A 14,620-nucleotide genomic window follows, 5' to 3' on the forward strand; every position below is an offset into this window, starting at 1 on the left:
TGGTAGAGTGACTGTTTTTCGAAATGCGGCGATGCGTTGCATGACCGCGCATGTTCGTATCGCTTTGTATCGGCCTGTATCGGCCAACAAGAAGCGCAGACTTTTAATGCGCCGCGCGCTAGGACGGGCCATGGCCGATGCTGCATCCTTCCCTCCCGCCACAGTGCTGGTGGCCGATGACGACGCGGATATCCGCGACCTGATCGTCGGCCAGTTGCGGCAGGAAAATTACCGCCTGCTGGCCGCCGCCAATCTGGCCGACCTGCGTCAGACATTGCGGGACGAGGCGGTCGATCTGATCGTGCTCGACCTCAACCTGCCCGATGGCGACGGACTGTCGCTGTGCCGTGAATTGCGGGCGGAGGGATCGGACGTGCAGATCATCATGGTGACGGCGCGCGGTAGCGCGATCGACCGGGTGCTGGGGCTGGAACTGGGCGCGGACGATTATCTGACCAAACCGTTCGAGCCGCGCGAACTGCTGGTGCGCATCCGCAACTTGCTGCGCCGCGCGCGCAACGGGCCGGCCGCGCGCACCGGTGCGATGCGCTACGCGCATATCGGTCCCTGGCGCGTCGATCTGGTGCAACGCCGTCTGGTCGCGCCCGACGATCGGCTGGTGATGCTGTCGTCGGCCGAATTTCGACTGCTCAGCCGTTTCATTGACGAACCCAATGTCGTGCTGGACCGGGAGACATTGCTGCCCGAACGCCGCGCCACCGCCGCCTTCGATCGCTCGATCGACCTTCAGATCAGTCGTCTGCGGCACAAGCTGTCGAGCCTGCCGGGCGGCGAGGATCTGATCCTGACGGTACGTGGCGAAGGCTATGTCCTGGCCTGTTCAGTCGATCATTCATGATCCGCGGGATCGCCGGCCGCGCCCGCGCCTTCTTCCGGTCGATGGCGGGGCAGATTTTCCTGATCCTGACGCTCGGCATGTCGGTCGCCGCGATTGTCGCGCTGCTGGTGGCGGAACAGACGCGCCGCCACGATTTCGAACGGGTGCGCCGCCAGCGCGTTCTTGCCAGCGCCATCGACGTCGCCGATCGTTTCCGCCGCGACCCCCGGCGCATCGAAAAGATGATGGCGACGCACAGCATCATCGGCGCGGCGCCTGCGCCCGAAGGCATCAGTCTGAACGACCCGGACGCCGATCTCCAATCGCTTCTGCGCGCGCGCCTTGGTCCGCAATCGCAGCCCGAAGCGGGACAGGTGCCGGTCGGCCTTTGCTTCCCCGACCGCTACAGGTCGAAAGAACTGGTCGCCGGGCTGATCGACGCGCCACGCCCGGACTGTTGGGTGGTGCGCTATACCGATGGAACCGGCCAGCGCCGGGCGATCGCGCTCAGCTTCCCGCGCATCGCCAAACCGCCCAGCACCATCTTCAATCCGCTTTACCTGATCGTCATCGTCGCGGCCTCGGCGGGTCTGGGCATCCTCGTCGCCCGCATCGTGGCTACGCCGTTGCGGCGGCTGGAACAGGCGGCGGAGGCCTTTTCCGTGTCGCTCGACCCGGAGGAAATTCCCGAACGCGGGCCGGAGGAGGTGCGCGCCGCCCTGTCCACTTTCAACCTGATGCAGCGTCGCGCGCGGGCGGGCTTTGCCGAACGGACGCAATTGCTCGCCGCGATCAGCCATGATCTCCAGACGCCGCTGACCCGCTTGCGGCTACGCCTGGAACTGGTCGAAAATGAGGAATTGCGCGCGCGCCTGCTCCAGGATCATCAGGCGATGCAGACGCTGGTGCGCGAGGGGTTGGACCTCGCCAGCAGTATCGAGGCGCGCGAGGAATGGTCGGCGCTCGACATCGATTCGCTGCTGACCAGCATGGCGGAGGATGCCGAGGAACTGGGCGCGCCCGTCCGGTTCCTCAGCGGGTGCGGCGGCACGGTGCGGGTAAAGCCCAATGCGCTGACCCGCTGTATCGCCAATCTGATCGACAATGCCGTGCGCTATGGTGGCAGCGCAGAGATTAGCTGCGCGCGATCGGGCGGCAGGCTGATGATCCATGTGCGCGATCATGGCCCCGGCATCCCGGTCGACCAGCTCGACCAGATGTTCGAACCCTTCACCCGCGGCGCCAGCAGCCAGCCGGGCGGGCGTCATGGCACCGGCATCGGCCTGACCATCTGCCGCTCGCTGGCGATGAGTTTCGAAGCATCGGTGCGCCTGCGCAATGCCGATGATGGCGGCCTGATCGCCACCATCGACATCAAGGCCTAAACCAGCAATCCGGCAACCAACATGACGGCCGCAACCGGCACGCCCGCCCGCGCCACCGCCGGACGGTAGGTCATGCCCAGCACCACCACGCCGCCCAGCAGCGGCAACAGCCCGATCCAGGCGATCAGCGCCATGCCGACATCGGCCCACAACATCAGGCTGAGCAGCGACAGGCCCAGCAGCGTCCACCCGGCCAATTCCAGATGACCGACAAAGGGACGCCGCTGCCATGTAGTGAGCAGAACCGGCCGATGTCGCTGCATCCGCCCCGCCAGCGCGAACAAAGCAAGGTAAAGCAGACCGATGGTGAGCGTCATGCCGGCGCCATCCGGCGGCGAACCGGGGTCGGCGCGCTGCGGCGGCGCAATTGCTTCCAGACCAGCAGGCCCAGCGCGACCGCAGTCGCGGTCAGCAGCATATTGCCCGACAGGATCATCACATCCCCCGCCCAGATCGGTCCCAGCGCAGCGGCGAGCGCGCATAGCAGCGCCAGCAGTCCCAGCAGGAGTGGCCAGCCCAGCGCAGGTGGCAGGACCAGCCCCAGCAGCAGCGCCGCGCCCGCGCTCCACAGCGCGACTGCAACCTCCTGCTGCGCGCGTTCCGCCAGGCCCAGCGGCAACAGCCGATTGGCGATCAGGAAGGCCGCCATGCCGATCGGCACGCCCACAAGGGCACCGACGTTCAACCGCTCCAGCAGCCGGTTGCCGATCGACAAGGGCGCGCGTTCCCGTCGCTTGACGATCCACAAGACCATGCCGCTCGCGATCGCCAAGGTCAGCATGGCGCCGCCCAGAAAATAGAGCCAGCGCGTTAGCAGCGGGGCAAAATGGGCCATGTGCAGGCCGTAGATGGTCTGATAGGCGCGCACGCCCGCCCGCTTTTCCGTCCAGGCTTTCAGCACCTTGCCGGTCGCGCCGTCGAAGCTGATCTCTGCGGGCAGAGTGCCGATCGCGCCCACCTCGACCGGATAGATGGTCACCACCGCGGCGGCATCGCCGGGGTTGAAGATATAGACCCGATCCACCGGCACACCGCCAAAATAGCGCTGCGCCTGCGCCAGCATCGGCCCGACCGGGGCCAGCGGCGCCTTGGTCCCGCTCGCTTCCCGGCTGACCGTGCCGGGGGTCAGGTCACTGTAAAGCGTCGCCACATCCGCGCCATAGCCGGCCGCAATCCCCCAGGGCATGTTGAGCGACGCCAGCGTCAGCAGCCCGGTAAAGGTGATCATGATATGAAAGGGCAGGGAGAGCACGCCCAGCGCATTATGCCCGTCCAGCCATGATCTTTGGCCCTTGCCGGGGCGGAAGGTGAAGATGTCCTTGAAAAAGCGCTTATGCGCGATGATGCCCGTGATGATCGCCACCAGCATCAGCATCGCCGCCAGCGACGCCAGCAACCGTCCCCAGGGATAGGGCAGTTCCAGCTCGAAATGCAGGCGGTAGAAAAATTCCCCGCCCAGCGTGTCGCGCGCCACCGGCGCGCCGCTCACCGGATCGAGCGCCCGGCTCATATAGGCGCCGCCGCTGTCATAATTGGCATTGACCACGTTCGACCGGCCGTCGGGTGCGGACAGATACCAGCCTGCCGATCCGGTCGTATTGGTCGACAGCCACTCGGTCGCGGCCGTGATCGCGCGGACCGGATCGGCCTGTCCGCTGATTTCCGGGCGCATCCAGCGGCTGATCTCCGGCTTGAACACGGCCAGCGTCCCGGCCAGGCAGATGATGAAGAGGATGTGGCCAAGTAGCAGCCCGGTCCAGCCATGCAGCCAGGCCATGGCCTGCCGCGCTCCATCGCGCACCATGGCGCTCGTCCCGCTCATGCCGGTTGCCCTGCGATCCAGGCCACGCCGCCCAGCGCCAACGCCGCCAGCACCACGCCCGCGACCGCGCGCCACGGCCCCCGCGCCAGAAAGGCCCAGATGGAGACGCCAGGCGCGATCAGATAGGCGATCATGGTGGCAAAGGTCACCGCCTCCACCCGAGCCATCGGCAGGGTGCGCGCCAGCGCTGCGGCGCCCAAGGCCGCCACGCCATAGGCGCCGACCGTCCCGGCGATGGTGCGCAAAGCGACATTGGCGCGGTATCGCCAGCGGCTCGCCCGATAATGGATGGGCGGGGCCATCGGAACACTCCTCGTCAAAACGATGACCGGATTATCCGACGCGCATCATGCAAGTCAATCGCATTAGCAGCTTACGCGCATAATTTTCCACAACGCAAAGGCGTCCCCGGCGCCCCGCCCAATTTGGGCCTGCGCGACCAGATTTTCGCGCTTCGATGCGCGATGCCGTCCAGCGTCAGCGTCTCCGCCAGCGATCCTCGATCATGCGCCGCGCCGTCAGCAACCTTTCGCTGTCGGCGCGCGACAGCAGCGCATCCTGCCCGATCGGCACGATCGACCGCCATTGCGACAGCATGATCGTGCAGATGCTGGCGACATAGATATTCCCAGAGCTATGGGCGCGCCATCACCCGTTCCGCCGCCAGGCCAAAGACGATTCCGATTGTCGCCCACAACAGCAATTGGGTCGCGATCGAGGCCAAACGGAAGTTCCACAGCAGGGTCGCCGGGAAATCAGCCGGCACTTCATCGACGCTGGGCAGCAGATACTGGCCCAGCACGACCATCGCGCCATAGGCTCCCACCGCAATCAACGTCGCATCGATGCCCGGACGGGATAGGGCCAGCACGCTTCTGATCTTGGCAGCGATCACCGCCCCGCCCACCGACAAGGCGATCATTGCGAAATAGGCGGCGGTGCGAAGACCCACCGTTTCATGCTTGCCCACGGCCGGCGGCGTCTGCGGATATTTGATTCCCGGCACGATGACCACCAGGAAGATGGCGATTCCGCTGAGCAACAGAGCGAAGCTGCGTGGACCGAAGCGGCCAAAGCGTCCATAACCATAGGCGAATATGAGCGCGAAAATCCCGCCGACCGCCGCGCCGTAGAGCGCCAGCGCGGTCAGCAGACCCGCGCCCTTCTGCGTCGCCCGGCTTACCAGTTCCGCTTGCTCCCCATCCGAAGGCATGTCCATATGATGCACTACATGTGCGCTCTCATAGTCAATGGCGAGATCGATCTGCGGCTCCGCGATCGCGCGTGCGAACATCGTCGCGACGAGGGCCGCCAGAATGCCGGCCAGCATTCCGCGCCACAACAGACTCTTGGTCATCGCCTGGGATCAGTGGCAGGGAAAGCCGAGAAGATGGCGGCCGTCATGCACATATTCATGCACATACATGCCGTCGAACAAGGCGACGGCGCCCTGTTCGGTGCTGACGAAATAAAGGAAAATAAGCGCAATCAGTGTGCCGAACACGGCCCATGGTGCGATGTCCTCGATCGGGATGGCGGAACCGCCCTGGACGGGAATGAAATGGTCGTCGAACAGTGCGGCAGTCGTTGACATAACCCAGACTCCTATAAGGGATTGCGCGTCCCGCGAGAGATTGTTCGTTCAGGAAGAAGGTCTGGCTCTCGACCTTGTACGTCGATAACAGTGGCGCGACCGCGCCGGAATCTCACCGGCTTCTTCTTCCTGATGCCCGCGCTGTTTAGGGTGCGCGATGGCGCGACGTCAACATGTCTTGGAGGTTCCGCTGTCCACATCCCTCCTTCTCCTATGCGCGGCGTCCACGCCGTCCAGCCGGGTCGGCGGCTTCCCGGCGCTGGACGAGGGCCTGGACGCACGCGGCGCGCATGATGCCGCCGCCTGCCGCCTGCCGCCGGGTTTCGACAACCATGTCCTTTGCAGCCCGTCCCGCGCCGCCGCGCAGACTGCCCAGGCGATGGGGCTGGACGCCTCGGTCGAGGTCGCGCTGGTGGACATGGATGCCGGGCGCTGGTCGGGCCGGTCGTTTGCCGACCTTTTCGCCGCCGAACCGGCCGCCCTGTCCGACTGGATCGCCGATCCGACGCAGGGCACCGCGGATGGTGAGACCATGGAAGCGGTGCGACAGCGAGTTGGCGGCTGGCTGGACGGAATCGCGCAGTCGCCCGGATGCATCTGCGCCATCAGCCATGCTATGACGATCCGCGCCGCGCTGGCGCACGCGCTCGGCTTTCCGCTCGTGACGACGCCTGCCATCGACATTGCGCCGCTATCGACCGTTCGCCTGTCCTTCAACCGCATCTGGCGGCTTCAGGCGATCGCACCGCACTCAGGGCTTGCGGACGGCCCCGGCAGCCGGTATCGCCGACCGCATCCGGGGAGCCGCAAGCCCCCTTCGATGACTGATCGCGCCGGTTCCCCGCAAGGGGATTAAAATGGGAAGGCGGTGCGGGTGGCAGTCCCTCGACAAGGGCGCTCATCCAAATCCGCAGCTGTCCCTGCAACTGTAAGCGGCGAGCGCGATGCACATCGCTCCCTTTCCAGGGGAGCAGCCACTGGGCCGGACGCTAAATCCTGCGAGGCCTGGGAAGGCGTGCATCAAGCAATGACCCGCGAGCCAGGAGACCTGCCGGCGTCTGGTCGCTCTTGCTTTGGTCCAGGGGATGGCCGGGGCACGGTGAACGCCGTCTGAGCGACGAACCCATGTGGCTGGGGCCGCATCGGTGCGCGCTGACGGGCTCCATGCGCCTGCTCGTCGCCGTGCATCGGCCGTTCGTTCGCGTCCGGCACGCCCCCGCCGAGATATCGCTCAGGTGCAGCGGGGGTAGAGGGTCGTGCGGCTGAGCGGAACAGGAAAGTGTCATAAGGCACTGTTTGGCTCGATACAGCGATAGATGGTGGCCGGGTGAACGTTGAAGGTCCTTGCGACGGCGCTAATGGACTTACCCTCGAGAACGAGTTGGCGAGCGAGCTCCGCCTGATCTGGGCGCATTTTCTTTGGGCGTCCGAAGCTCACACCGCGCGCCATCGCCGCCTTTCGCCCCTCCTCGGTTCGGCTCAATATGAGAGTCCGCTCGAACTGGGCGATCCCAGCGAATACGGTCATGATCATCACGCCAGACGGGGACGTGGTATCGGCCCAAGGTTCATCAAGCGATTGTAATCCTGCCTGCTTTTCCTTGATGCGTTCCGCGATGTGCAGGAGTTCGATGGTGGATCGCGCCAAACGATCGAGGCGGGCGACGACGAGAACATCGTCTTTGCGCAGGTGACCCATCAGCTTTTCAAGCTCGGGCCGGCCACGAGCGGCCCCCGATATTTTCTCTTCGAACATCATTTCACAGCCCGCCTCCGAGAGCCGACCGCGCTGGATTTCCAAGTTCTGATCCTCGGTGGAAACGCGCGCGTAGCCGAGCTTCATGCGACTGCTCCAGATATTGTGCGAAAGTTACTGCAAAACAATTTTGTTTCGCACATATGTTTTGCGAAGAAATTCGCCTTGTTTATCGGCATGGGCCGTCCCCTTCGCAAAAGTTGAAAGTTTCGCACGGTATGCCCACCCGTCACCTCACTGACGCCCAGCGTCAGGGCTTTGCCCGCTTTGATGGCGAACCGTCGGCCGATCAACTCGCGCGATATTTCCATCTGGACCAAACTGATCGCGACCTCATTGGAACTCTGCGCGGCGACCACAATCGGCTCGGCTTTGCCGTGATGCTGACGAGCGCCCGGTTTCTGGGCGCATTTCCAGTCTCGCCCGCCGAGATCCCAGCGTCGGTCCTGGCGGCCGTGATCGAACAACTCGCTCTTGAACCCGGCACGGACGTGGACGCCTATTTTGCGGGAAGCCGACGCATCCGGCACCTCGCGCTCATCCGGACGCACTGCGGCTTCACGGACTTTGGCGACAACGCGGTGGCACGTTTCCGGCTGACCCGATGGCTCTACGCCCTTTGCTGGAGCGGCGACGATCGGCCCGGCCCCCTGATTGATCGAGCTGCGGCCTGGCTGATCGCCAACAAGGTGCTGCTGCCGGGCGTCACGGTCGTCGAGCGCCTGGTTGGCAGGATCCGCGATCGTGCGCGGACCAGGCTTTGGCGCCATCTGGTCGCCAGCTTGAGCGATGACCAGCGCGTGCGCATCGCCGCGCTGTTTGACGATGGCGACACATCCACGTTCGCCGCCCTGGACGCGCTCCGGACCGTTCCCTCCAAGCGCATGCCGACCGAACTCTTCCGACACCTTGATCGGCTCGATGCGGTCCGGGCGTTCAATCTGCGGCCGGCGCCACCGCGGGGCGTTCCCGCCACAACCCTTGAGCGGCTCGCGCGGGTAGCGCGCGTCGGCAAGCCCTCGGCCATCGCCGCCCTTCAGGAGCCTCGTCGAACCGCGACCGTAGCCGCGCTCTTCCATACGCTCGAAGCGGCGGCCCAGGACGACGCCGCCGAGCTGGCCGAGGCTCTGCTCGCCGACTTGGTGAAAGGGGCTGAAGCCGCCGACAAACAGGCCCGCCTGCGCAGTCTGCGCGATCTCGATGGCGCCGCGATGCTGCTCCACGCAATGGGTCTGTTGGTTTTGACCGACGACGCCCTGCCCCTCAATGAATGGCGAGATGTGCTCTTCGAGCGGTTGCCCCGTCCCGACATCGAGGCCGCCATGTCCAAGGTGGAGGCGATCGCCAAGCCCGCGGAGACCAAGCCCTATGATCAACTGCGAACAAAATGGCGGAGCGCCCGGCGATTGTTCTTTGAAATCGCTACCCGCATCGAGACCGACGCTGCCCCAGGTGGCAAAAACGTCAAGGCCGCGATCAGCTACCTCAAGGGCGTGGACGACTGGTCCTCTCTCGTCAAGATGCGCGGCGCACCGATCGCTGCGGTCTCGAAGGCGTGGAGGCAACATGTCCTGGATGACGATGGCAGGATGCGCGACCCGAAGGCCTATGTCTTCGCGATCATCGATGCGTGGCGTCTGGCGATCAAGCGTCGCGATGTGTTCGCCAAGCCCGGCATCCGATACGGGGATCCCCGGCGCGGGATGCTCGAGGGCGAGTCCTGGCACAATTCCAGGTTGATGGTAGCACGCGCCCTGGGCCGATCTCTGGAAGCCGACATTGAGATTGACGGTCTCTCCCGCCTTCTCGACGAGGCATATCGACATGTCGTTGCGCGCGCCGGCGACAATCCGGACCTGCGTTTTGAGACGGTCGCCGACAAGATGGGGATTGTGGTCACGCCCCTCGACAAGCTTGATGAACCCGAGAGCCTTCGAGCACTTCGCGCCGCCGTCCAAACGCGCATGCCGAAGGCCGGAATGCCCGACATCTTTCTTGAAGTCATGGCGCGAACCGGATTTGCCAAGTCCTTTACGCATCTGAGCGAGCGTCAGGCCACCGTCGAGCACTTCGAGATAAGCCTGTGCGCGACCCTGGTCGGCGGCGCCTGCAACATCGGTCTTGAGCCGATCGTGCGCCCGGAATTTGCGGCTCTGCGTCGCGACCGTCTTTCTTGGGTCGGTCAGAATTTCATTCGGCCCGAGACCATCGCCGCGGCCAACGCCGCGATCGTTTCCGCTCACAGTCGTCTGGATATCGTCCAACATTGGGGCGCAGGCGAGGTGGCCAGCGCCGACGGCATGCGTTTTGTCGCTCCGTCGAGCGCCATACACGCCGGGCCCAACCCCAAATATTACGGCCAGGAGCGCGGCGTCACTTGGTACAACATGATTTCCAATCAGTTCAGCGGTCTGACCGGAGCGGTCATCCCCGGCACGTTGCGCGACAGCCTGGTCGTCCTGGCTCTCCTGCTGGAGCAGGAAACCGAGCTCGATCCTCTGGAGATCATGACCGACACCGCCGCCTATTCCGACGCCATTTTCGGTCTGTTCTGGCTCTTGGGCTACCGGTTCAGCCCCCGTCTGGCGGACATCGGCGACGCCAAACTCTGGCGTATCGACCGCCAGGCGAGCTATGGGCCGTTCGATCAGACCGCCTGGGGCAGGGTTAAAATCAATCTGATCCGGGAAAACTGGTCCGACCTTATCCGCTTGGCCGGATCGCTCAAGCTCGGCCACCTCAAGGCCGCAGGCGTCATGCGAATGCTGCAGGTCAAAGACCGCCCAACAACGCTGGCCAAGGCCCTGTCTGAACTCGGCCGCATCATCAAGACGCTGCATATCCTGCGATACATCGATGACCGGCCGTTCCGGCGACGAATATTGTTTCAGCTCAACCGGCAGGAATTGCGCCACAAGCTCGGTCGGCGCGTCCATCACGGCGATCGGGGCGAAATCAGAAGCCCTCTGCGTCAGGGCCAAGAGGAGCAGCTTGGGGTCCTCGGTCTGGCCCTCAACTCCATCGTCCACTGGAACGCTGTCTACATGCAGGAAACCGTGCGCCAACTCAGCGAGGCCGGGACGCCGCCGCTGCCCGCCGATATCGCTCGGCTCTCGCCGATATCTTGGCGTCACATCAATTTCCTCGGCCGCTACGACTTCTCCGTGCCTGACGCCGTCGCAAACGGCGGCCTCAGACCGCTACGCCAACCTAATTCCGAATGGGACTTTTGAAAGGAAATAATGCCCCTTACGACACTTTCCTGTTCCGCTCAGCCGCACGACCCTTGATCGAGGCGCATGATGTCCTGCGCATCAAGGGCATGGTCGCCATCGCCGGTCGCCCGGCGCGCCTGGTGGTCCAGGCGGTCGGTCCCCGCATCCAGCATTATTTCGACCGCGCCTGGAAAGCGGAGGAGTCGCGCCTGTCACAACTGGTGGTGATCGGGCAGAAGGGGCTGAATCAGGCCGCCATCGACAGCGCCCTTCGCGCGGCCTTCGCCTGATGCATTTGCTGGCCGCTACGCCGGGAACCGTTTCCAACGGCGACGAGGCGATCGACCTCGATCAATCGCCGGGCGAGATCGTGTTCCTGACCGTGGCGGACAGCGAGCTGGCCTGTTTCGCCCAGGCGGCGGCCCTGCTGGGTGAGGATGCGCCGTCGATCCGGCTGGCCAACCTGCTGCAGCTCAAACATCCCTATTCGGTCGATCTCTACGTCGAAAAGGTGATCGCCCATGCGCGTTTCGTGTGCGTCGTACTGCTGGGGGGCAAGAGCTATTGGCCCTATGGCGTCGATGAAATCGCGCGGGTTGCGCGGGAAAAGGGCATCGCCTTTGCAGCGATCGCCGATGGCCGGGAACCCGACCCGTCGTTGGACGCCGCCGCGACGCTGCCGAAGGCGATCAGCGAGCGGCTCCGTGACTATCTGCGGCAGGGCGGCGTCGCCAATGCGGTCAGCTTCCTGCGCCATGCCGCGCGGCTGATCGGTGCGGATGTAGGCGTGCCGGACGATCCCGTGCCGATCGCGGACGCCGGCTTCTATCTGGCCGGCATGAAGCGGCCGACGTTGGATGATGTGCGGACAGGATGGCGCGCGGGACAGCCCGTCGCGCTCCTCTGCTTCTATCGCGCGCTAATGATCGCCGGCACGCTCGATGCCGTCGAAGCGCTGGTCGCCGCGCTGAAGGGACGCGGGCTGAACGTCGTCGCCGTCCATGTGCGGGCGCTGCGCGAACCCTTCGCGATCGACTGGCTGCACGGGCTGATCGGCGCGATCCGGCCCGATATCATCCTGAACGCCACGTCCTTCGCCGCCTCCTCGCCCGGCGACAGGCGAACGCCGGCCGTCCTCGAAGCAGCGGATTGTCCGATCCTGCAGACCGTGTTCGCAGGCGTCGAGCAGGCCAACTGGGCCGACAGTCCGCGCGGCCTTGGTCCTCGCGACCTGGCGATGAACGTCGCTCTGCCGGAAATAGACGGGCGCCTGTTCACCCGCGCCGTCGCCTTCAAGGCGGCCGAGCGTTTCGATGCCCGGACCCAATGCGGCATTGTGGCGCCGCGCGTCTCGCCCGATCGCGTTGCCTTCGTCGCCGATCTTGCCGCCAATTGGGCGGCATTGCGGCGAACGCCCGCCTCGGATCGGCGCGTTGCGCTCATTCTCGCCAACTATCCCAATCGCGACGGTCGGCTAGGCAATGGCGTCGGCCTCGACACGCCCGCCAGCGCGGCCGCTATTCTCTCTACCCTGGGTGAAGCGGGCTATCATGTCGGCGATGCTCCTGTTGACGGCGCGGGACTGATGGCGATCCTGCTGGGCGGCGTCACCAACGCCCGTGCGTCGCTGGATCGCCTGCCGGAAATCCGCCTGCCGATCGGCGATTACCGCCTGCGGTTCGACGCGCTGCCAGCAGCGGTGCGCGAGGCGGTGATGGCGCGATGGGGCGTCCCTGTGGACGATCCTTTCGTGCGTGACGGCGCCTTTCATCTGCCCGCCCATCGCTTCGGCCATATCGTCGTCGCGGTCCAGCCGGCGCGCGGTTACAATATCGATCCCAAGACCAGCTATCACGACCCGGCTTTGATCCCGCCCCACGCCTATCTGGCCTTCCACTTCTGGCTGAACCATGATTTCGGCGCGCAGGCGGTCATCCATGTCGGCAAGCATGGCAATCTGGAATGGCTGCCGGGCAAGGCGCTGGCCCTGTCCGACAGCTGTTTCCCGGAAATCTGCGCGGGGCCGGTGCCGCAACTCTATCCTTTCATCGTCAACGATCCGGGCGAGGGGACGCAGGCGAAGCGGCGCATCGGCGCGGCGATCATCGATCATCTCACCCCGCCGCTGACGCGCGCGGAAAGCTATGGCCCGTTGAAGGCGCTCGAAGCGCTGGTCGATGAATATTATCTCGCAGCCGGCATGGACCCGCGCCGCATCCAGCATCTGAAAGCCGAAATTCTCGATCTCGCCCGGTCGCAAGGACTGGACGCTGATGCCGGGGCCGTCGGGGATGGCGACGACGCGCTCGCGGCTCTCGACAATTATTTGTGCGAATTGAAGGAGATGCAGATACGCGATGGGCTGCACATCTTCACCCGGTCGCCGACTGGCCGATTGCGCACCGACCTGCTCATCGCTCTGTCGCGCACCCCGCGCGGCTATGACGACGCGGGCCAGGCATCCTTGCTCCGCGCTATGGCCGACGATTTGGACCTTGGCTTCGATCCGCTCGATTGCCGGATGGGCGACGGCTGGACCGGCCCCCGACCGGCCGTGCTGGCAGCGGTGAGCGATGCGCCCTGGCGCAGCCATGGCGACACGATCGAACGGCTCGAACTGCTGGCCGTCGCGCTGGTCGAGGGTGCGACAGCGCCCGGCCCGGCGTCGCAGACCGTTATGCGTTCGCTGCTGGGCGATCTCGCCAGCCGCGTGGACCGTTGCGGCCCCGCCGAAAAGGCTGCGCTGCTGGCTGGCCTGGACGGGCGTTTCCTGCTGCCCGGCCCCTCCGGCGCGCCCACGCGCGGGCGCCCCGACGTGCTGCCGACCGGCCGCAACTTCTATTCGGTCGACACCCGGTCCGTGCCAACCGCCACCGCTTGGGAGCTTGGCCGCCGCTCCGCTCAACTAATGGTGGACGATTATCTCCAGCGCGAGGGCGAATATCCAAGGGCCATGGCGTTGTCCGCGTGGGGTACGGCCAATATGCGCACTGGCGGGGACGACATCGCCCAGGCGTTGGCGCTGATGGGCGTGCGACCGCGCTGGGACTGGACGTCGGGCCGCGTGATCGGTTTTGAGGTGATGAAGATCGCCGAACTCAACCGCCCGCGCGTCGATGTCACCTTCCGCGTCTCCGGCTTCTTCCGCGATGCTTTCCCCGAACAGATCGACCTGCTCGATTCCGCCGCGCGCGCCGTGATGGCGCTGGACGAGCCGGACGAGGACAATCCCGCCGCCGCCCGCCATCGCCGTGAGACGGCGCAACTGATCGACGCCGGCCATGACGCGAAGGCGGCCGCCCTGCGCGCGGGCTTTCGCGTGTTCGGATCGAAGCCGGGTGCCTATGGCGCGGGCCTTCAGGCGATGATCGACGAGAAAATCTGGCACGACCGCGCCGATCTCGCCAACGTCTATCTCGACTGGGGCGGCTATGCCTATGGGGCAGGGGTGGAGGGCGACGCCGCGCGCGACCTGTTCGCCACGCGCCTGGCGCAAGCCGACGCCGTCGTTCAGAACCAGGACAATCGCGAGCATGACCTGCTCGACAGCGACGATTATTACCAGTTCGAGGGCGGCGTCGCGTCCGCCGTCGAGCATCTGTCGGGCAAGCGGCCGCGCGCTTATCATAACGACCATAGCCGCCCCGAACGCCCTGTCGTTCGCACGCTGGAGGACGAGATCGGCCGGGTGGTCCGCGCCCGCGTCACCAATCCCAAATGGATCGCGGGCGTGATGCGCCACGGGTACAAGGGCGCGTTCGAGATCGCCGCGTCGGTCGACTATCTGTTCGCCTTCGCCGCCACGACCCATGCCGTGCGCGATCATCATTTCGACGCAGTCCATGCCGCCTTCATCGAGGATGAAGCCGTGCGTGCCTTCCTGGCGGAGGCCAATCCGGCCGCGCTGCGCGAAACTGCGGCGCGCCTGGCCGAAGCGCTGGAGCGCGGCATGTGGAAACCCAGATCGAACAGCGCGGGCCTGTTGCTCGCCCAGCTTGCAGGAGGATGAC

At 65.3% G+C, this 14,620-nt stretch carries 12 protein-coding genes, 1 pseudogene and 2 riboswitches; of the genes and pseudogenes, 7 read left to right on the forward strand and 6 right to left on the reverse strand.

Features of this window, described 5'->3' with window-relative positions:
- The first annotated feature begins 130 nt into the window (after positions 1–130).
- Positions 131–859, forward strand: coding sequence for a response regulator (locus V473_RS17800; RefSeq protein WP_066608153.1), 729 nt, complete (start codon positions 131–133; stop codon positions 857–859).
- Positions 856–2,223, forward strand: a complete 1,368-nt coding sequence (locus V473_RS17805; protein WP_066608154.1) for an ATP-binding protein — start codon at positions 856–858, stop codon at positions 2,221–2,223. The genes V473_RS17800 and V473_RS17805 overlap by 4 nt, the downstream gene beginning before the upstream one ends.
- Here V473_RS17805 and V473_RS17810 read toward each other — a convergent pair.
- The 3 genes from V473_RS17810 to V473_RS17820 are packed head-to-tail and all read right to left on the reverse strand — an operon-like array spanning position 2,220 to position 4,347.
- Positions 2,220–2,540 (reverse strand): DUF3325 family protein, encoded by a 321-nt coding sequence (locus V473_RS17810; RefSeq protein WP_066608156.1) that lies wholly within the window; start codon positions 2,538–2,540, stop codon positions 2,220–2,222. The genes V473_RS17805 and V473_RS17810 overlap by 4 nt on opposite strands.
- Positions 2,537–4,045, reverse strand: a complete 1,509-nt coding sequence (locus V473_RS17815; RefSeq protein WP_066608162.1) for a PepSY-associated TM helix domain-containing protein — start codon at positions 4,043–4,045, stop codon at positions 2,537–2,539. The genes V473_RS17810 and V473_RS17815 overlap by 4 nt, the downstream gene beginning before the upstream one ends.
- Positions 4,042–4,347 (reverse strand): ketohydroxyglutarate aldolase, encoded by a 306-nt coding sequence (locus V473_RS17820; protein WP_066608165.1) that lies wholly within the window; start codon positions 4,345–4,347, stop codon positions 4,042–4,044. The genes V473_RS17815 and V473_RS17820 overlap by 4 nt, the downstream gene beginning before the upstream one ends.
- 155 nt (positions 4,348–4,502) lie before the next feature.
- Between V473_RS17820 and V473_RS24170 the strand changes: the two genes are divergently transcribed.
- Positions 4,503–4,667 (forward strand): hypothetical protein, encoded by a 165-nt coding sequence (locus V473_RS24170; RefSeq protein ID WP_165363566.1) that lies wholly within the window; start codon positions 4,503–4,505, stop codon positions 4,665–4,667.
- Positions 4,668–4,679: 12 nt separating this feature from the next.
- Here the strand turns inward: V473_RS24170 and V473_RS17825 are convergent, their stop codons facing one another.
- A complete protein-coding gene (locus V473_RS17825; protein ID WP_066608168.1) occupies positions 4,680–5,402 on the reverse strand; it encodes a CbtA family protein in 723 nt (240 codons plus the stop codon).
- A gap of 9 nt (positions 5,403–5,411) precedes the next feature.
- Complete coding sequence (locus V473_RS17830) at positions 5,412–5,639, reverse strand: CbtB domain-containing protein (RefSeq protein ID WP_148648440.1); 228 nt, start codon at positions 5,637–5,639, stop codon at positions 5,412–5,414.
- A gap of 48 nt (positions 5,640–5,687) precedes the next feature.
- A riboswitch (adenosylcobalamin (AdoCbl) riboswitch) is annotated at positions 5,688–5,772 on the reverse strand.
- A 24-nt stretch (positions 5,773–5,796) separates the two neighbouring features.
- Between V473_RS17830 and V473_RS23060 the strand changes: the two genes are divergently transcribed.
- The gene (locus tag V473_RS23060) at positions 5,797–6,495 is read left to right on the forward strand and encodes a histidine phosphatase family protein (RefSeq protein ID WP_148648441.1); all 699 of its coding nucleotides are present in this window, start codon (positions 5,797–5,799) and stop codon (positions 6,493–6,495) included.
- Positions 6,457–6,709, forward strand: a riboswitch (cobalamin riboswitch). Its footprint overlaps the gene before it by 39 nt.
- 212 nt (positions 6,710–6,921) lie before the next feature.
- Here the strand turns inward: V473_RS23060 and V473_RS17840 are convergent.
- The gene (locus tag V473_RS17840; protein ID WP_011950653.1) at positions 6,922–7,482 is read right to left on the reverse strand and encodes a recombinase family protein; all 561 of its coding nucleotides are present in this window, start codon (positions 7,480–7,482) and stop codon (positions 6,922–6,924) included.
- 131 nt (positions 7,483–7,613) lie between these two features.
- On the opposite strand from V473_RS17840, the gene V473_RS17845 reads away from it, so the two are divergent.
- The 3 genes and pseudogenes from V473_RS17845 (at position 7,614) to cobN (ending at position 14,619) form a co-directional block, all read left to right on the forward strand.
- Positions 7,614–10,628 carry a Tn3 family transposase gene (locus tag V473_RS17845; protein ID WP_037555775.1) on the forward strand — a complete coding sequence of 1,005 codons (3,015 nt, stop codon included), beginning with the start codon at positions 7,614–7,616 and terminating at the stop codon, positions 10,626–10,628.
- Positions 10,629–10,684: 56 nt separating this feature from the next.
- Positions 10,685–10,900 (forward strand): annotated as a pseudogene (locus V473_RS17850) (GTP-binding protein); the annotation flags it as partial.
- A complete protein-coding gene (gene cobN / locus V473_RS17855) occupies positions 10,900–14,619 on the forward strand; it encodes a cobaltochelatase subunit CobN (protein ID WP_066608181.1) in 3,720 nt (1,239 codons plus the stop codon). The pseudogene V473_RS17850 and the gene cobN, both read left to right, overlap by 1 nt.
- Position 14,620: the final 1 nt, after the last annotated feature.

Origin of the sequence: Sphingobium cupriresistens LL01, assembly GCF_001046645.1 — a bacterium.
GTDB lineage: Bacteria > Pseudomonadota > Alphaproteobacteria > Sphingomonadales > Sphingomonadaceae > Sphingobium > Sphingobium cupriresistens.